The organism is Pseudomonas sp. JAI111 (assembly GCF_024809425.1).
Taxonomy (GTDB): domain Bacteria; phylum Pseudomonadota; class Gammaproteobacteria; order Pseudomonadales; family Pseudomonadaceae; genus Aquipseudomonas.
This window is the reverse complement of the sequence record NZ_JANUCB010000001.1, coordinates 136920-155332: the sequence shown is the minus strand read 5'-3', so window position 1 is coordinate 155332 and position 18413 is coordinate 136920. Positions and strand designations below refer to the sequence as shown.

Here is an 18413-nt window from a genome sequence, read left to right as displayed (position 1 = left end):
CCGAACGACATTTTGCATCAGACGCTGATCGCCGCCTTGAGCAGCCACTGCATTTCCGAGGACTGGACCAAGGACGGCGGGCGCTACATTCCGAATGCGGCCACCTGGCTGAACGGTGAGCGGTTGCAGGACGTACTTATGCCGACTGGTGCCAGCTCCAGCCCAGCCTTTCACGGTCTGCCGAACCATACGCAAGAGATGTATCCGGAGGTGACGAGTGGCGCGAATTTCTAATTTTTGCAGACAGCCTCGTGTCCGCTTTTTTGATCTCGAGTGTCCGTTGCATGGCTCGGTAAGCAGTTCCGAGATTGAGCAGTTCGACGGCTCTGTGATTACTCGTGGTTGCAAGCATTGCCACTGGGAGGCTTTGCACACAGCTCCGAAATCGACGGATGTACACATCCTGGCGAGGGATAGAAAGAAAACGGAAGACCTGAACAAGCTGCTCGTAGGCTCTGGTACCGCCGCCAGCAGCGTGGTTCATGGAGGAGCGCGCGCCCGACTTGACCCAGCGCATGCTCAACGAATTATCGCCATCACCGACACAGGTGACCGGGGATTGATTGCTTTACAGGCGTGCCAAGCTTACGCAAGAGGAGTGAGTGAAGTTATCTCAACGAAATAGAGTGGTGCGTTGCGCGATCCAGTCGTTCAATTCTACTATTCTGCAGAACTCTGGCTTTCATTGAAGGATCGTTATGCGGCCACTATCGTTAGGACTCATTGCACTCATCCCGCTCTCGGGCTGCACAACAGCTTTCAAAACATACATGCCGGACGTTAGTGTTGGTTACTCCATAAATTGCTCAGGTACAGCTTTTAGCTGGGAGAGCTGCTTTGAAAAAGCTGGAGAGATTTGTGGCAGCCATGGCTACGACATCTTGTCTCAAACTGGAGAGCAGGGCAGTGTTGCCTCTGCAAATCAGTCAGGCATTTATGGAAGTTCGATTATGAAGCGAAGTTTGATTGTTTCTTGTAAGTCCTAGTCGCGTTCATAGAAATTACCAGCCAAATTATCGGTATCACCAACGACGGAGACCAAGGATTAATTGCACTGGCTGTATGCCAGGCTTACGTTCGCGAAGTGAGCCGCTGATTCGACTTTCTCCCGGTCAGCGGATCAGTATCAGTCAACTCTTTGAGTTTTACGCACAACTCGCTGATCAGCTTGTTGTTCGCCATCAACTCCCAATTGCTTTTCGTCTCGATTTCGGTGGCTTTGCGGTTTGAATCCGCGAGGTCGGCCTTGGCCGTCACGCCAGCAGCGCCCGCCCCAACACCATCGCGCTGTGTTATGCCTCCCGATTCCCCTTGTACTAACGGAGCGCGTAGCGACTTTCCGGCGAGCCTGAATGCCAGCACACGCAAAAACTAGGTCAGGCACCCCCCTCCGTGACCGGATGCAGCGAGCTATTATTGGGGTTCTGTATCTGGGGGGGGCGGATGGACGTTATTGACCAGGGGCAAAACATTTTGAAGAAGGCTGGGTTCGACCGCTCCAGCCAGACGAGCAGCCATTACCTGTTTGACGAAACGATCGATGGCGTATTTCTGGTTTTGATTAGCGCAGTCAGGCCTGTAAATAGGGCGGAAGCAGTTAAGCCTCTGCGCGAGGATACAAGCCAGCGCACAGCAAAAATGTTTGCATCACAAAGCTTCGTGCTGCCAGTTGAAGTGTCGCGTTTGGCTGAAATAAATGGGGATTACATTTACTTGCTGCGCGACGGTTACCATCGATTCAACCTATCCTTAGCTGCTGGATTTACTCAGATACCAGCGATACTAATTAATCCGCCAGATTGGTCATTTTTAAATTTGGCTATGTCGGCGAAATGATCTCGTCGCCCGGATCTTTACGTAGCTCGCGCAGGCTTTCGGTACGGAATTCGCGTGACACTTCTTCGGTAATGACAAATGGTGTCGTGGCGCTCCGCAGCATCCGGGCCTGTGTCTCGAAGTCGGCGGCGATGAGGTTGATCAGCAGCCGCTGGTGAATGTATTGCCGGTTGTTGATGCCTTGTGCCTTCATCACTCGCAGCAGGTCAGACTTGAACACCCCGGCCACTTCAATCGTGAATTTCTCGATACCGAGCGCGGCTTTCTTGGCCGCGTCCTTCTCCCTCTTCCTGCGCTGCTTGAAGGCTTCCGCCGTGGGTGGTTGTGCTTCTCGGCCATGGCCTGCCTCTTCAATTCCGCTGGCGGCAAGTCCAGCCAGGTCTGTGAAGGCGGGCCACTCGCTTCTGTGAACGGATGTGCCAAAGTAAATTGAAGTGATTGCTAAATGCCATTACGATGCAACCCCTTCATAAGGGAGTTATACAATGTTTCCAAGGTATTTCCGCTGGATCGCAGGATTTGGAATTCTCGCGGCATTGGCGATGATGGTAATAATGGGGCTACAGGTGTCTTCTGGAATGGCTTCAGCTATGGATCTCATCCGACCTATCATTGCTGTTGTTGCATTTGGCTGGATGTTCACTCAATCGACTAAGGCGTGACAAGGATCGACAACCTAGTCGCCCGGATCGCGCTTCAGCTCAGCAAACTCTCATTCCGAAACATCCGCGCCACGTTTTCGCTTATCTGCACGTTGTGGCGCGGACTTTCCATCGCTTGGAATGACAGGGTCGGCTCAAGCGCATGCGCGTTCAAAATCAGGTTCTGCACCGCCTAGTTGATTTCCTCAATGCCGTTCCAGGCCATCAGTTCATCAAGTTTCTGCCGGGTGCCGAGCCTGACTCGGTGGCGCAATTCCTTTTCGTCGTACTGGATTCGCTTCTCGGCGGCCTTCGCCGAACGCTCTTGGCTATGGCCAATGCCACTGGCCGGCAGTGCCAGCCAGGTTTGTCGTTTTCGTTGTTGGGCGCGGAGCGTCTCACGCTGCTACCTTGACCTGATTCCAGGCTCCGACCGCTTCAAATATCCGAGCCGCGTGAACCTCGTCGAGCGATAACGAGTCGGGAATAGCGATCCAGCCAGAGGCCACCATCTGGCTTTGATTGGCCGAATTACGCAGCTTCTTGTAGCAATGCTCGATCACCTCTTCCAGAGGCGGAGACGCGCCAATCGACTACTGATTTAACCCTTCGACAGATTGGCGCCTGACCGAACTGTTCCTTGCCAGCCGGCGGATTTGCCATAGTTGGATCAGCAACGAGCTGTGGACTGCCTATCTGGTCCGACTTAACGAGCCAACGATTCATGTTCGCGGACCCAGTCCGCTTATTGCGATATGCAGAAGTCGCCGCCTGTGCGAGGGCACGCTAAGTGCCGCCGTGAAGTCGAAAGCCGGCTTAGCAACTTGCTTTTCCAGTTCCTGCCAGCGATCAACCAGATGAGCCGTAAACTCAGGGCTGAGCTGGGCGACCACGACGAAGCTAGCAGCGGGAATGACTAACAACAAAAAACCCGCGCATGGCGGGCTCTCTGTATGGGGTCAAATCCTTTTGTCTGCTTAATCTGCGCTGCGTTCTGTGAGCACTTTTTGAAAAGCATGTCGCTGCAGCGAAAAAACCAGCGCTTGGCCGGGCTCTGTAGATGGGCCAAATCCCTTTGGCTAACTGCATTGTGCTGGGTCGGTGTGACAATGGCGTGACAGGCACATACGAAAAGGCCGGCGCTGGGCCGGGCTCCATGATGGATGCCTATGCTGATACCGCCAAGGCATTACGCCTCACAAGCACCCGGATCTTTGTATGCTTCGCACCAGGCGGTCTTCAGAAGGACTTTGCATTCGGCGTCGTATTTTTCACGTAGCGTGGTAGTGCTAGCTGGCGTCATCGGCCCGGGTGTCTCTTTACCCAAGTCCACCAACTTCTGCGCAACATCATCCTGAGCCTTCGGGGTATCGCCAGCATGCACCAAAAGTGCATAGAAGGCTTTTGAGGACTGTTTGCGGCTTATGTCGGGCTGGTCACCCGCTACTGAAAGCAATTCGTAGTAGGCCGCGCAGTGGATGTCTCTGTCATTTTGTCGCGACAACTGTGAGCCAGCACCATGCCGTAGGCCTTGCTGCATTCTCTATCGGCACCTGAGATTTATCTGGAAAAAAGTGTGCAAAACCCACTCTGGAGGCCGCAATTTCCGTTTGCATAAGCACAAAAAAGTGGATGTTTTGCCACCCTAAGAAATGGAAGTTTTTATTACTAAACAACAGCTTGGGTCGCTAAGGTCCCCGCAATGGGGTGCTAGAGGTCGAGTGTTCGAGTCACTCCGTCTCGACCATATAATCCAAAGGGGCGATCCAATTGGTGTCTATTTAACTGCATACACCTTGCGCACATACCCTGTGCTTTTCCAGGCGCACGGTGCGCCCTGCGCGACGAACACGCTGTCACCGGCGTTGACTGTAACGCTTGATCCGTCAGATCCCTGTAGCGTCACGCTGCCTTCGATCAAGTACATCAGTTCATTGAGCTTGTGCGCTCGGCCGTGGCGCTCGTAAGGCGTCGAGTCCCAGACCCCGACGCGCAGATTGGTTGCCGCATCCTCGAAGGCATTACGTGAACGGCATTGCGGCGTCGGGCCGATCAATATTTGCGGTTCTGGTGGGGAGGAAGGGGACAGCATCGCCAGCGGATCCAGCAAGGTCAGGCCGGGCGTCGGAGTTACGGTGGTCATAGTACAAAACACCCATTGCGTACCGACGTGTGCCTCGATCTGTAGCGCGGTCCCGCGACCGATCACTGCGCTTGCGCCGACACCCAATTGCAGTGTCTGCTCCTCGGTTTTCAGCACGACGTGACCGGCATGGATCACGATCACTTCTGTGTGTGGGAAGTCATCGATATCAAGCACATCACCGATTGCCACAATGCCGGCAGACACGCCGTCGGTCCCGGACCAGGCGACCTGACGACAGTCAATCAACGGATCGGCAGCACTCAATGGCAGCGATTTGAAAGGTGTGACAACGCGACTGCCGTCGGCTCGAGCTAACAGTAAAACGCTAGGTTGGGGCATGCGGGTGACGCTCCATGCAAATAAAAGTGTTGGGTGGTAAGTGGTCTGTCACGGCAAGCGATCAGGCGATGGCTTGGGTGACCAAGGCAAACTGGCGCACGCCGTTGCTGGCTTGCGGCGGTGTGCCACGGGCCATTTGCGCCACGGTATCGACCTGTTTTAGGCCTGCGGTTTCCAGCCAGTCGCTCAAGCCACAATCCGCCGGAATGTCGATACGCACGAAGGTATCCGGCACTTGGGCCAGTAACACGCCGATCAGATGTTGAGCTTGTTCAAGGTTCTCGCAGACCACCGGGCCAATAACGCGACCCCGGCCGTAGGGACGCAACATGGCGAAGGCGCGCAGTTGGCCATCGCGCTCAATGCCTACCGAATGCTCGACGACCTCGAGCAGGTCGGTGATCACGGTACTGCGCTCCAGCCCGGTACCGGCGTTAGCCAGTTCCAGCACGCGCGCCTTATCGGCGTCATGCAGTGGGCGACATTTTTCACCATCGGCCAATGGGGTAATTGCCGGGACTTGCGCCTGACCTTGGTGCTGCAGAATCCGACCGAACTCGACGAAGCCCTGGCTCACGTAAAGCGGTGCTCCGGCCAAGGTTGCGTTCAAAACCGGGATGCGTGGCTGGCACGCATCAAGCGCCCGTTCCATCAATTGGCGTCCGATCCCCTTGCCTTGATAGGCGTCGCTCACGATCACCAACCCAATGGTGGAGAAATCACCCTGGGGGCATGCGAATGCGGTGCCGATCAGGCGCTCGCCATCGAGCGCCACAAAGCCGTCGCTGATCCGCAGCAGCATGGCCCAGTCTTCCAGCCGATGGGGCCACTTCAATTGCACGGACAACGCGTGGGCTGCCGGTAGATCCGCAACCGTCATAGGGCGATAACCATAAGTGGATTGTTGCGAGGCGGACATGGCGAGTCTCCGTTAAAAAGTGTTTACGAGCGGCCGGATTTCCAGCGCGGTGGTGCCTGTATCCCATCTGCATGAAGGACTGACAAGAGGGTGTTGTACATTCGGCAGATTCCGCGAGGCAGAGGCCGCAAGACCACATTTACTACTTAATCGCATGGCAAGGTCGGCAGCAAATGCCTGGGCTTTTTTTCTACTATGGAGACAGAGTAAACGACTCGCCGGCTCATATCTGGGGCGCTCCATGGACAGTTTTGATCCTCGCCTAATCGCTGTGCGCAGCGCTCATTTCATTGGCGGCCAATACCGCGATGCTCAGCCTGTACTGGAGGTGGTGCGGACGACCAGGTGTATGTCGAATTGCCGAAGCCGACCTTGGTGGACGAGGCCGTCAGCCATGCCTGGCAGGCGTTCACTGCAGTGATCTGGCTAGCCGTCCACCTGGGGAGCAGGCGCGGGTCATGCGTCGTTGGGCCGATCTGATCGACGCGGATGCCGAGACTCTCGCACCGCTTGAAGCGGTTTCGACCCGACCACATAAAGACGTGTTGGCCTGGCATTCGAAGCCAATTTGCGTTTCAAAAGGGTGCTGATCGACATCCTCCAATAACATCGCGATCCCGCAGGTAGCTGGCCAGCCGGAGAGAGCTGGCAGGCTCCAAACCACAGCAAACGGGCGCTTCCTCAGGGGGGCGCCCGTTTTCGTTTCATCCGGCGCAGTTTCTGCGGTTAATGACGGCACGCGCGGGTGGTACAGGGTTATAAAGGTCCATAAAAGCGCACAAATACGGGGTTTGCCCAAGGTAGGAGCGCGCCGCAAAGTCTGCTGAGGGGAGTGGCTAAAACGGTGGTTTGTATTGAGTAGAGGTCGCTTTTAACGCCATCTGCTGAATTCACGGTGTTGTAATGACGGTGTGCTGCAGCGTTGCATCACAGCTTCTCGAATGAAGCGAATGCTAGTCACGCCATGACCTAAACGAACTTCAGGACCGCACTCAATGAGCTTTCTTCGCCCCAAATTCATTACGTTCGACTGCTACGGTACACTGACCAATTTTCACATGGGCACGATGACTCGCGAGATTTTCGCTGATCGTGTTCCTGCGGCGCAGATGGACCAATTCGTCAAGGATTTCTCGGCCTATCGCCTGGATCAGGTCATGGGTGACTGGATGCCTTATGACGAAATCCTCAAGACCGCCCTGGCCCGGACCTGCAAGCGTTGGGGTATCGAATACCGCGACGAAGGCCAGCTGTATTACGACGCCGTACCCACCTGGGGCCCGCACCCTGACGTGCCGGCAGGTCTGTCGAAAATCGCCGACAAAATTCCCCTGGTGATTTTCTCCAACGCCAGCGACAGCCAGATAATGTCCAACGTCGACAAGCTCGGCGCGCCATTCCATAAGGTCTTCACCGCCGAACAGGCACAGGCTTACAAACCACGTCTAGCCGCCTTTGAGTACATGCTCGACAACCTCAACTGCGGCCCAGAAGACATCTTGCATGTGTCCTCCAGCTTCCGTTATGACCTGATGCCGGCCCATGACATGAAGATCAAGAACAAGGCGTTTGTCGCCCGTGGTCATGAAGTTCCTGCCAATGCCTTCTACAGCTACCAGCAAATCCCCGACATCGGCGGGCTGGCGGCATTGGTCGGTCTTTGAGTTGTAACGTAATGGCACTTTTCCTGGCATAGGCGGATTAGACATGGGCAGTGAATCCTACTGGCTCGACACCGCACCGGCGTTCACCGGTGCCCAGCTCGGCGCGTTGCCCGGGCAGGTCGACGTGGCCATCGTCGGCGGCGGTTTCACCGGCCTGGCGGCGGCTCGGGCGTTGGCCTTGAAAGGCGCCAGTGTCGTCGTGCTGGAGGCCGGGCGGGTGATCGGTGAAGCCTCGGGACGCAACGGCGGCCAGTGCAATACCGGGGTGGCCCAGGACTTCGCCGGTCTTAGTGCCAGCCTCGGTGTCGACAAGGCTCGGGCCTATTACAAGGCTTACGAAAGTGCGGTGCAGAGCGTGGTGTCGCTGGTAGATCAGGAGCAAATCGCCTGCGATCTGATCCGTAACGGCAAGCTGAAACTGGCAGCCAAGCCGATGCACTACGAAGGACTGGCACGAACCTGCGAACTGATTCGCCGGGAAGTCGATGCCGATGTCGAGTTGCTAAGCGCCGAACAGACCCGCACTGAAGTGCGTTCGGCGCAGTTCCACGGTGGCTTGCTGCAACGCAACGGTGTGCAGATGCACGTCGGGCGTTTCGGTGTCGGCCTGGCGGAAGCGGCGGCACGACATGGTGCGCTCATTCATCAAGGCACCTCGGTAATGGACTGGAAAGCCCGGGCTGGCGGATATCAGGTCAACACAAGCAAAGGTTCGCTGCACGCCGGACAAGTGATGCTCGCCACTGGCGCCTGTCAGCACGGCGGGCTGGGCTGGTATCGGCGGCGGATCGTGCCGGTGGGCAGTTTTGTGATTGTCACAGAAGTCCTGCCGCAGTCTTTGATCGAGCAATTACTGCCCGGTCATCGTGCCTATGTCACCAGCCGCATGATCGGCAACTATTTCCGTTTGACCCCGGACAACCGTCTGCTGTTTGGCGGTCGTGCGCGGTTTGCCATGTCCGACAGCGTCAACGACGCCAAGAGCGGCAAGGTGCTGCAAGCGGCGATGGTGCAGATGTTCCCGCAGTTGGCCAACGTGAAAATCGATTACTGCTGGGGCGGGCTGGTCGACATGACTTCCGACCGTTTGCCTCGGGCCGGTCAGCACGGTGGGGTTTATCACTCCATGGGCTACAGCGGTCACGGGGTGCAGATGTCGGTGCACATGGGCCAGGTCATGGCCGAGGTCATGGACGGCAAGGTAGAGGCCAACCCCTGGCGCGAACTGGACTGGCCGGCGATTCCCGGGCATTTCGGCAAGCCATGGTTCCTGCCGCTGGTGGGCGCTTATTACCGGTTCCAGGATTATTTACATTGAATTTGAAGTTGTGGCTTCACCGTCGTTTGCGTTTCAAGACGCTCCGGACAACCGCGAGCATGAGCCTTCTCATTATCGACAGGTACAGCTGATATGACTGACAACAAGATCGACTCGAAACTGATCTCCGGCCAAGAAAGCCTGAGAGTATTCGAAGGCCTCAATCGCGGCATGTCACGCCGCAGTGCCTTGCAAATGCTGGGGGTGGCCGGGGTGGCTGCCGCAGGCGCCGGTAGCCTGTTCGGTGCCGCCGGCAAACTGTTTGCCGACGAAGCCGCGAGCCCTGGCAAAGGCAAGCCGGGCGGACGGATTCGAGTCGCCGGCATGACCAGTTCCACCGCCGATACGTTAGACCCGGCCAAAGGTTCCTCATCCACCGACTACGCGCGCCATTTCATGTTCTACAACGGCCTGACCCGTTTCGACAGCCATATGGTGCCGCAATTGGAGTTGGCCGAGCGCATCGAAACCAGTGACGCCACGCTCTGGGTGATCACCTTGCGCAAAGAGGTGACCTTCCACAATGGCAAGGCTCTGACAGCCGCTGACGTGGTGTTTTCTCTATTGCGGCACAAGGACCCAATCACGGGTTCCAAGGTCATGCCTCTGGCGGAGCAGTTTGCCGAGATCAAGGCCACGGGCCCCAACGAAGTACAGATCCGTCTGAGCGGTCCGAATGCCGAGCTGCCGTCGATGCTCGCGGTTTCACATTTGTTAATCGTTCCCGAAGGCACCACCGACTTCAACCAGGGAATCGGCACCGGGCCGTTCAAGGCCAAGGAGTTCAAACCGGGTGTGCGTTCGCTTGCTGTGCGCAATGCCGACTATTGGAAACCAGGTCTGCCTTACCTGGACGAAATCGAATTTATCGCCATTGGCGATGAACCCTCGCGGATTAATGCGTTGCTGTCGGGCGACGTGCAGATCATCAACGAAGTCAACCCGCGCTCGACGGTGCGTATCAAGGCCAGCGCCAAGCACCGGGTCGTCGATGCGCCGTCGGGCAACTACACTGACTTGATCATCCGTCAGGATCAGTTGCCCGGCAAAAGCCCTGAATTCACCCAGGCCATGAAGTACCTGATTGACCGCGAGCAGATCAAATCCGCGGTGTTCCGTGGCTTCGCGGTCGTGGGTAACGACCATCCGATTGCCCCGGGTTCGCGCTACTACAATGCCGATCTGCCGCAGACCGTCTACGACCCGGAAAAAGCCAAATTCCTGCTGAAGAAGGCCGGCATGGAAAGCATCAGCATGCCGGTGGCGGCATCGCCGGCCGCCACCGGTTCGGTGGACATCGCGGTGCTGTTGCAACAGTCGGCGAAACAGGCCGGGCTCAAGCTCGACGTCAACCGCTTGCCGAGTGACGGCTACTGGTCCAACCACTGGATGAAGCACCCGCTGAGCTTCGGCAACATCAACCCACGGCCGAACGCCGACGTGATGTTCTCGCAGTTCTTCCAGTCGAAAGCGCCGTGGAACGAATCCGGCTGGCAGAACGATCAGTTCGACCAGTTGCTGATGCTCGCTCGTGGTGAAACCGACGACGCCAAACGCAGCAAGATGTACGCGGACATGCAAACCCTGGTGCATGACCACTGTGGTATCGGCGTACCGGTGTTTATCAGCAACATCGATGGTGTCGACCAGCGCGTCAAGGGCTACGGCAGCAACCCGCTGGGCGGCTTCATGGGCTACATGTTCGCTGAGCAGGTCTGGCTGGACGCTTGATGGATGCTCGGTTGGTACGTCAAGGACAGTGCAGGAGGGTAGGCGATGAATAGCAACACACTGTGGTTGATCGGGAGGCGTCTGGGCGCCGCGATCGTGACTTTGTTGATCGTGTCCATGGTCGTGTTTGCGATCACGGCGGTCCTGCCGGGGGACGCGGCGCAACAATCCCTCGGACAGTTCGCCACGCCGGAACAGGTGGCGGCGCTGCGCCTGAAACTGGGGCTCGATCAGCCCGGTGTGCTGCGTTACCTGCACTGGTTGATGAACCTGCTCAGCGGTGACATGGGGGTATCGGTGTCCAACGCCATGCCGGTCAGCGAGTTGATGGCCGGCCGCGTGCCGAACACCCTGATGCTGGCGGCCGCTACGGCGCTGGTGTCGGTGCCGGTGGCATTGATTCTGGGCATCGGCTCGGCGATGGCGCGCGGTGGCCGCATAGACAGCTTCCTGAGCTTTTTCACCCTGGCCATGGTCGCCGTCCCGGAGTTTCTGGTGGCGACCCTGGCGGTGCTGATTTTTGCGGTAAACCTGGGCTGGTTGTCGGCGCTGTCCTATGCCAGCGACATCACCTCACCCTGGCAATTCATGCGCACTTACGCCTTGCCGGTGATGACGCTGTGCTGCGTCATCGTCGCGCAAATGGCCCGGATGACCCGGGCTGCGGTGATCGACCAGCTCGACAGCCCTTACGTGGAAATGGCTCGGCTCAAAGGCGTCAGCCCGATGCGCATCGTGCTGCGCCATGCCTTGCCCAATGCCATAGGGCCAATTGCCAACGCGATCGCCCTGAGCCTGTCGTACCTGCTGGGCGGGGTGGTGATTGTCGAGACGATCTTCAACTATCCCGGCATCGCCAGCCTGATGGTCGATGCCGTGACCAACCGTGACATGGCGCTGGTTCAGGCCTGCACCATGCTGTTTTGTACGGCATACCTGGGGCTGGTGCTACTCGCCGACCTTTGCGCGATTCTGTCTAACCCGAGGCTGAGAAACCAATGAACAATCTCATTGTGAAATCGACGCCTGCGACCCCCGATCTGTCGGCTGGCAAGAGGGCTCATGGCCCGGGCTGGCTGGGTCTGATCGGGGCTGCGATGTGCGTTATCTGGTTGCTGGTGGCGATCTTCGGCCCGTGGTTGGCACCACACCCGGTGGGCGAAGTGGTCTCCGATAATGTCTTCGACAGCATCAGCGCCCTTTACCCGTTCGGCACTGATTACCTTGGGCGTGACATGCTTAGTCGCATCCTCGTAGGTGCACGGTTCACCGTTGGTCTGGCGTTGATCGCGGCGATGTTGGCCAGCGGCCTGGGTACCAGTTGCGCGCTACTGTCTGTGGTTTCGCCCAAATGGCTGGACGAAGTGATCAGTCGCTTGATGGATGCGTTTATTTCGATCCCGAGCAAGATGCTGGCATTGATCATGGTCTCGGCTTTCGGCTCCTCAGTGACCTTGCTGATTTGCACTGCCGTATTGAGTTTCACCCCCGGCGCGTTTCGCATTGCGCGCAGCATGGCGGTGAACATCGAGGCGCTGGAATACGTGCAAGTGGCCCGTACCCGTGGTGAGCGTCGGTTGTACATCGCTTGCGTGGAAATTTTGCCCAACATGCTCAATCCGGTGTTGACCGACCTTGGCCTGCGCTTTGGCTTCATCGTGTTGCTGCTCAGCGGCATGAGTTTCCTTGGCCTCGGCGTGCAGCCTCCAGATGCCGACCTCGGTTCGCTGGTGCGGGAAAATATCGGCGGCCTCAACCAGGGCGCGCCGGCCATCGTGATTCCGGCGCTGGCCATCGGCACCCTGACCATCGGTGTGAATTTGTTTATCGACAGACTGTCGTCCCGACGTAGTCGCCGTACGGGAGGTCATTGAAATGAGTGAATTGATTCGAGTCCAAGACTTGCGTGTGGTCGCCTGTGGCGAGCGTGGCGAAACGGAAATCGTCAAAGGCGTGAGCTTCGCCCTGGAAAAAGGTGAAGTGCTGGCGTTGATTGGCGAGTCTGGCTCCGGCAAGACCACCATCGCCCTGGCGTTGCTGGGCTATGCAAGACGCGGCTGCAGGTTGTCCGGCGGCGTGGTGCAGGTCGGCGAGCACAACATGCTCGCACTCAGTGAAAAAGAATTGCAGGGACTGCGCGGAAACCGGGTGTCGTACATCGCGCAAAGCGCGGCGGCAGCGTTCAACCCGGCAAAGAAGTTGATCGACCAAGTGGTGGAGGGCGCGCTGATACATGGCCTGGGCACTCGGGCAGAGCTTGAAGCCAAAGCCATCCAATTGTTCCGCGACCTGGCGCTGCCGGCCCCGGACAATATCGGCCAACGCTACCCGCACCAGGTGTCTGGCGGGCAACTGCAAAGGGTGATGGCGGCCATGGCGTTGATCAGCGATCCGTTGCTGGTGGTGCTCGACGAACCGACCACGGCCCTCGATGTCACTACCCAGATCGATGTGCTGCGAGCCTTCAAGCGTGTAGTGCGTGAGCGCGGGGCGACGGCGGTCTATGTTTCCCACGACCTGGCGGTGGTGGCGCAGATGGCTGATCAGATCGTCGTGCTCAACGGCGGCCAGATCTTCGAACAAAGCGCTACCGCGCCGTTGCTCAAAGGCCCTGCCCATGAATACACCCGCAGTCTGCTGGCGGCGGCGCGGCCGGATACGACGATTCGCCCGCCCTGCGATATGGCGCAAGACACGCCATTGCTGACCATCAAGGGCCTGACCGCCGGTTACGGCAACAAGGACATGCACGGCATGCCGGCGATCCGCGTGCTTGAAGATATCGACTTGACTGTGCGCCGGGGCCAGGCCATCGGCGTGATCGGTGAGTCGGGGTCCGGCAAATCGACCCTGGCGCGGGTAGTGGCGGGGTTGCTGACACCGGCCCTCGGTGGGCTGACTTTCGATGGTCAGCCACTGGGCGGCAGCCTGTCCGAGCGCACCGACGAACAGTTCCGCCGCATCCAAATGGTCTTTCAAAACGCCGACACCGCGCTCAACCCGATGCACAGCGTCAGCACCATTCTGAGCCGGCCGCTGAAGATGTATTTCGGCCTTAAGGGCGCGGCGTTGCGTGAGCGTATCGGCGAGTTGCTGGACCTGGTGCGCTTGCCCCGAACCCTGGCCGAACGGCGCCCGAATGAACTGTCTGGCGGTCAAAAGCAACGGGTCAACCTGGCCCGGGCGCTGGCGGCAAAACCTGATCTGATCCTCTGTGACGAGGTGACTTCGGCGCTGGATACCGTGGTCGGAGCAGCCATTCTTGAACTGCTGCGCGACCTGCGTCAGGAGCTGGGGGTTTCCTATCTGTTCATCAGCCACGACATCTCCACGGTGCGGGCGCTATGCGACGACATTGTGGTGATGTACAGCGGCCACAAAGTCCAGGCCGGCACTCGCCAGTCATTTGCCCAGGCACCCTTCCATCCGTACACAGACCTGTTGATCCATTCGGTGCCGGAACTGCGTCAAGGCTGGCTGGAAACCTGCAGCACAACCTGCGGCACGCTGCCGCCGATTGGCGCCAAGGCCAATGTGCCGGAGTTGTGCACCTTTCTCAGCCGCTGTCCGGTGCGGGTCGATGGCTTGTGCAATAGCACGGCGCCGAACCGCCGGACCATTGATGGCGGTAGTGAAATCCTTTGCCATCATGACAGCGCCGAGTTGCTGAAAACCCAGCTGGATTTGATCACCATGACTCAGGGAGCCTATGCATGAAGGGGCGTTTTGTGAGGCTGGCCGAGCAGGGCCGGCCAACCATCAGTTTGAAGGTGGACGGTGTACCCATCGAGGCGTTGCAGGGCGACACCCTGATGGTGGCATTGCTGACCCAGGGCAACGCGTTGCGCCAATCGGAGTTCGATTCCGGCCGGCGCGCGGGTTTCTGTTTGATGGGCGCTTGCCAGGATTGCTGGGTCTGGACCCGCAGTGGCGAGCGTCTGCGTGCTTGCTCCAATGAGGTCCGTGAAGGGCTGGACATCGTCACCACACAACCGGAGGCGACATGGCCACTGCACGGATAGTCATCGTTGGTGCCGGGCCGGCGGGTATTCGCTGTGCCGAGACCTTGTTGGCAGCGGGCTTCAAGCCGATCCTGATCGATGAGAATCGCCGCGATGGTGGACAGATCTATCGTCGGCAGCCCGAAGGTTTCACCAGGGATTACGCCACGCTGTACGGCACCGAAGCGGCCAAGGCTCGGGACCTGCACGAAAGTTTTGATCACCTGCGCGAACGGATCGACTACCGCCCGGACACATTGGTGTGGAACCTGACACCGAGGCAGTTGTGCTGCGTCAGCCAGGGCAAACACTCGACGGTGGATTACGATGCGCTGATCCTCTGTACCGGTGCCACCGACCGCCTGATGCCGATTGAAGGTTGGCAATTGGCGGGCACCTACAGCCTCGGCGGGGCGCAGATTGCGCTCAAGTCCCAGGCAGTTTCCATTGGCCGCAGCGTGGTGTTCATGGGCAGCGGACCGTTGCTGTATCTGGTCGCCAGTCAGTACGTCAAGGCGGGTGCGAAGGTGGCGGCGGTGCTCGACACGTCACCACTGAGCAAACGTATCGGTGCATTGTCGAAACTGCTGGCGCGTCCAGGATTACTGCTCGCCGGGATGAAACTGTTAGCGCAGCTATATCGGGCGAAGATTCCGGTGCACCTCGGCATCAAGCCGCAACAGGTGCTGGGCGATGCGGCCAGTGGTGTCAGTGGCGTGCGGGTGCAAACGGCTCGCGGCGAGACGTTGAATGTGGAATGTGATGCGCTAGCGCTGGGATATCACTTGCGCCCGGAAACCCAGCTGGCGGACCTGGCCGGTTGTCGCATGCGCTTCGACGAGGCGTCAGGCCAATGGTGGCTGGCGGTTGATGAGGAAGGCCGGACGTCGGTCAGCGGTGTGTATGCCGCGGGTGATGGTTCGAAGATTCGAGGTGCGGACGCCGCTGAACACGCCGGACGCCTGGTGGCCATGGCATTGCTGGAAGACCTGCACCAACCGGTGAACGCCGGTTTACGCGATGAACAACGCCATGCCTTGGCGGTGATGGACCAGTTCCGCCTCGGTTTGGCCCAGGCGTTTCCCTGGCCAGCCGAACATGCCAAAGCCTTGCCGGACACCGCCATCGTTTGCCGTTGCGAGATGATCAGTGTTGGTGAACTGCGCCGCACAGTCAGCGAGAAGGGCGCCTGCGAAGTCAATCGGGCCAAGGCATTCAGTCGGGTCGGCATGGGCCGTTGCCAGGGCCGTTATTGCTCCCAGGCCGGTGCGGAGGTGATCGCTGCAGCGGCAGGTGTCAGCGTGCAACAGGTTGGACGCCAACGCAGCCAGGCGCCGGTCAAACCCCTTTCGATGCTCACCGAGGAGGTGTCGCCATGACCGTACATAAAGCCGATGTCGTTATCGTCGGCGGTGGCCTGATGGGCTCGGCGGCAGCGTTTTTCCTGCGCCGGCGTGGGCAATCGGTCATCCTGCTGGAGCGCGACCAGATTGGTCAGTACGCCAGCGGCGTGAATTTCGGCAATGTCCGGCGTCAGGGACGGTATCTCGGCCAATTGGAATTGGCCAACCGTTCCTGGGCGCTGTGGAAGCGCTTGCCGGAGCTGATCGACGACGACCTTGAGTTCATCGCCAGCGGCCACATGCGTGTGTGTTATCGCGAAGATGAAATCGCCGAGCTGGAGGCCTATGCCGCAGCGCCTGAGGCGGCGCAACTGGATCTGAGGATTTATCGCGGTGCCGAGTTGCATCGGCGTTTTCCATTCCTCGGGCCGGATGTGAAGGGTGGCTCCTATGCGCCCCACGACGGCCACGCCAATCCGCGTCTGGCAGCCCCTGCGTTTGCCCGGGCGGCACGGCGTCTCGGCGCGCAGATCGAGGAGCAGACTGAAGTGGCCGAGGTGCAAAAGGTCGGTGGCGAGTTCAGCGTCACCACCACTGACGGTCGCCAGTTCAGCGCCGCACAACTCTTGATCACCGCCGGGGCCTGGGGGCAGAAGCTGTCACTGCAATTCGGCGAACCGGTGCCGCTGGACACCCACGGCCCCCAAATGGCCGTGACCGAACCGGTGCCTTACGCCTTGCCAACAGTGATCGGCGTGTACACCAAGATTCCCGAGGAAGTGATTTACTTCCGCCAGATCCCTCGCGGCAACATTGTCATCGGTGGCGGATATCGCAGTAAACCGGACATGCTCAATCGCCGGGCCTACGTGGAGCCGCGCAGCATCCTCAACCAGGTCAATCAAATGCGCCGCCTGCTGCCGGGTGTCGGCAACCTGAACATCATCCGGGTCTGGAGTGGCATCGAAGGCTACCTGCCGGATTCCCTGCCGGTGATGGGCCCGAGTGGCACCGTCGACGGCTTGTTCTACGCGTTCGGCTTCTGCGGTCACGGCTTCCAGCTCGGCCCGGGCGTCGGCGACGTGATGGCCGAACTGATCAGCACCGGCAGCACCAGCACGTCGATTGAGCCGTTCTCCATTCGCCGATTCGCCCTTTCAGCCGAGCAACGGAGCATGGCCTCATGAAACCCCGTGTACTGGATATCCTCAAACGCTTGATGGCCTTCGACACCGTGTCGTCGGAGTCGAACATGGCCTTGATCGACTACGTGCGCGACCTGCTGCTGACCAAGGGCATCGAGTCGCTGATCGTCAAGGACGAAACCGGCAGAAAAGCCAATCTGTTCGCCAGCACCGGCCCGCGAGAGTTGCCAGGAATTCTGCTGTCCGGGCATACCGACGTGGTGCCGGCGGCGGGGCAGGCGTGGACCTTTCCAGCGTTCCAGGCGACGGTACAGGACGGCAAAATTTACGGTCGCGGCAGTTGCGACATGAAAGGCTTCATCGCCTTGGCCATCGACGCGATGCTCGACGCCGCCGACCATTCCCTGAGCCGGCCGCTGCAACTGGCGCTGTCCCATGATGAAGAGATCGGTTGTGTCGGCGTGCGTCGGTTGCTGGACGTGTTGCACCTGGCACCGGTTCGGCCGTTTCTGTGCATGATCGGTGAACCGACCAACATGCAATTCGTGCTCGGGCACAAGGGCAAGGGCTCCTACCGCACCTACTGTCGTGGCCTGGAAGCGCATTCTTCCCTGGCACCGCGCTCGGTCAATGCTATTCACGTGGCGTGCGATTTCATCACGGCACTTCGCCAAAGTCAGCTCCAACTGCAAGAGCAGGGCGCCCAGGATGCGGACTACGACGTGCCCTACAGCACCGTGCATGTCGGACAAATTGTCGGCGGCAAAGCTCTGAACATCGTGCCGAACCTGTGCACCCTGGATTTCGAAGTGCGCAACTTGCCGGCCGACGATCTGGATCAGTTTCTGGAACAGATGCGAGAGCGTGCAGAGGTGATCGTTCGTGAGGCCAAGCGCCTGTCCAGTGTTGCGGACATCGAGATCGAAACCCTGAACGTCTACCCCGGCCTCGACACCCATCCGAGCGTCGAAGCGGTGCGCTTTCTGAAGAGCTTCGCCGCGCCGGATACCGGTACATCCAAGGTTTCGTTTGGTACCGAAGGCGGGTTGTTCAAGCAACGTCTGGATGTGCCAGTGGTGGTTTGCGGGCCGGGGTCGATTGAACAGGCGCACAAGCCGGACGAGTTTATCGAGATCAGCCAGATGGAGGCTGGGGAACGGTTTCTTGAAGGGTTGCTCGGTTCCCTGAAATTGTAGGACGGTGGTGTTGATAGGTTCTAGGGCAAACAGAGATCAAGTGTGGGAGCGAGCTTGCTCGCGATTGCGGACTATCAGTCAACATCAATGTTGAATGTCGGGCCCTCATCGCGAGCAAGCTCGCTCCCACAGGG

The 18413-nt window shown here is 58.8% G+C and carries 17 protein-coding genes and 5 pseudogenes; 14 read left to right on the top strand and 8 right to left on the bottom strand.

Features of this window, described 5'->3' with window-relative positions; genetic code table 11:
• Window positions 1-12: 12 nt before the first annotated feature.
• From HNR03_RS00735 to HNR03_RS00725, 3 genes and pseudogenes are all read left to right on the top strand, one after another.
• On the top strand, window positions 13-234 hold the full coding sequence (locus HNR03_RS00735; protein WP_222585751.1) for a hypothetical protein: 222 nt from the start codon (window positions 13-15) through the stop codon (window positions 232-234).
• 220 nt (window positions 235-454) lie between these two features.
• Window positions 455-625: pseudogene (locus HNR03_RS00730) on the top strand (lysis protein); the annotation flags it as partial.
• A gap of 384 nt (window positions 626-1009) precedes the next feature.
• Window positions 1010-1096: pseudogene (locus HNR03_RS00725) on the top strand (lysis protein); the annotation flags it as partial.
• Here the strand turns inward: HNR03_RS00725 and HNR03_RS00720 are convergent.
• Window positions 1072-1368 carry a hypothetical protein gene (locus HNR03_RS00720; RefSeq protein ID WP_259150087.1) on the bottom strand — a complete coding sequence of 99 codons (297 nt, stop codon included), beginning with the start codon at window positions 1366-1368 and terminating at the stop codon, window positions 1072-1074. The pseudogene HNR03_RS00725 and the gene HNR03_RS00720 overlap by 25 nt on opposite strands.
• A 75-nt stretch (window positions 1369-1443) precedes the next feature.
• Here HNR03_RS00720 and HNR03_RS00715 point away from each other — a divergent pair, with 75 nt between their 5' ends.
• A complete protein-coding gene (locus HNR03_RS00715; protein ID WP_259150086.1) occupies window positions 1444-1836 on the top strand; it encodes a hypothetical protein in 393 nt (130 codons plus the stop codon).
• Here the strand turns inward: HNR03_RS00715 and HNR03_RS31805 are convergent.
• From HNR03_RS31805 to HNR03_RS00685, 7 genes and pseudogenes are all read right to left on the bottom strand, one after another.
• Window positions 1820-2056 carry a hypothetical protein gene (locus HNR03_RS31805; RefSeq protein WP_405046027.1) on the bottom strand — a complete coding sequence of 79 codons (237 nt, stop codon included), beginning with the start codon at window positions 2054-2056 and terminating at the stop codon, window positions 1820-1822. The genes HNR03_RS00715 and HNR03_RS31805 overlap by 17 nt on opposite strands.
• A 456-nt stretch (window positions 2057-2512) precedes the next feature.
• Window positions 2513-2817: pseudogene (locus HNR03_RS31800) on the bottom strand (hypothetical protein).
• Between the two features lie 58 nt (window positions 2818-2875).
• Window positions 2876-3058 (bottom strand): annotated as a pseudogene (locus HNR03_RS31795) (hypothetical protein); the annotation flags it as partial.
• A 231-nt stretch (window positions 3059-3289) separates the two neighbouring features.
• Window positions 3290-3403 (bottom strand): annotated as a pseudogene (locus HNR03_RS00700) (DNA-binding protein); the annotation flags it as partial.
• A gap of 263 nt (window positions 3404-3666) precedes the next feature.
• Window positions 3667-4017: a hypothetical protein gene (locus HNR03_RS00695; RefSeq protein WP_259150084.1), complete on the bottom strand. Its 351-nt coding sequence runs from the start codon at window positions 4015-4017 to the stop codon at window positions 3667-3669.
• A gap of 237 nt (window positions 4018-4254) precedes the next feature.
• Window positions 4255-4962 (bottom strand): cupin domain-containing protein, encoded by a 708-nt coding sequence (locus HNR03_RS00690; protein ID WP_259150083.1) that lies wholly within the window; start codon window positions 4960-4962, stop codon window positions 4255-4257.
• 61 nt (window positions 4963-5023) lie between these two features.
• Window positions 5024-5881 (bottom strand): GNAT family N-acetyltransferase, encoded by an 858-nt coding sequence (locus HNR03_RS00685; protein WP_259150082.1) that lies wholly within the window; start codon window positions 5879-5881, stop codon window positions 5024-5026.
• 995 nt (window positions 5882-6876) lie between these two features.
• Between HNR03_RS00685 and HNR03_RS00680 the strand changes: the two genes are divergently transcribed.
• The 10 genes from HNR03_RS00680 (at window position 6877) to argE (ending at window position 18279) form a co-directional block, all read left to right on the top strand.
• Entirely contained in the window at window positions 6877-7545 is a 669-nt protein-coding gene (locus HNR03_RS00680; protein ID WP_222585757.1) for a haloacid dehalogenase type II, read from the top strand.
• 43 nt (window positions 7546-7588) lie between these two features.
• Entirely contained in the window at window positions 7589-8863 is a 1275-nt protein-coding gene (locus HNR03_RS00675; RefSeq protein ID WP_222585758.1) for an FAD-binding oxidoreductase, read from the top strand.
• Window positions 8864-8956: 93 nt separating this feature from the next.
• Window positions 8957-10594: an ABC transporter substrate-binding protein gene (locus tag HNR03_RS00670; RefSeq protein WP_259150081.1), complete on the top strand. Its 1638-nt coding sequence runs from the start codon at window positions 8957-8959 to the stop codon at window positions 10592-10594.
• Window positions 10595-10639: 45 nt separating this feature from the next.
• Complete coding sequence (locus tag HNR03_RS00665; RefSeq protein WP_222585760.1) at window positions 10640-11596, top strand: ABC transporter permease; 957 nt, start codon at window positions 10640-10642, stop codon at window positions 11594-11596.
• Entirely contained in the window at window positions 11593-12468 is an 876-nt protein-coding gene (locus HNR03_RS00660; RefSeq protein WP_259150080.1) for an ABC transporter permease, read from the top strand. The genes HNR03_RS00665 and HNR03_RS00660 overlap by 4 nt, the downstream gene beginning before the upstream one ends.
• A 1-nt stretch (window position 12469) precedes the next feature.
• Window positions 12470-14311 (top strand): ABC transporter ATP-binding protein, encoded by a 1842-nt coding sequence (locus tag HNR03_RS00655; RefSeq protein ID WP_259150079.1) that lies wholly within the window; start codon window positions 12470-12472, stop codon window positions 14309-14311.
• Window positions 14308-14616, top strand: coding sequence for a (2Fe-2S)-binding protein (locus tag HNR03_RS00650; protein WP_222585763.1), 309 nt, complete (start codon window positions 14308-14310; stop codon window positions 14614-14616). The genes HNR03_RS00655 and HNR03_RS00650 overlap by 4 nt, the downstream gene beginning before the upstream one ends.
• Entirely contained in the window at window positions 14598-15974 is a 1377-nt protein-coding gene (locus HNR03_RS00645; protein ID WP_222585764.1) for an NAD(P)/FAD-dependent oxidoreductase, read from the top strand. The genes HNR03_RS00650 and HNR03_RS00645 overlap by 19 nt, the downstream gene beginning before the upstream one ends.
• Window positions 15971-17125 carry an FAD-binding oxidoreductase gene (locus tag HNR03_RS00640; RefSeq protein WP_222585765.1) on the top strand — a complete coding sequence of 385 codons (1155 nt, stop codon included), beginning with the start codon at window positions 15971-15973 and terminating at the stop codon, window positions 17123-17125. Before HNR03_RS00645 ends, HNR03_RS00640 begins: the two co-directional genes overlap by 4 nt.
• The gene (argE, locus tag HNR03_RS00635) at window positions 17122-18279 is read left to right on the top strand and encodes an acetylornithine deacetylase (protein ID WP_222585766.1); all 1158 of its coding nucleotides are present in this window, start codon (window positions 17122-17124) and stop codon (window positions 18277-18279) included. The genes HNR03_RS00640 and argE overlap by 4 nt, the downstream gene beginning before the upstream one ends.
• Window positions 18280-18413 lie beyond the last annotated feature (134 nt).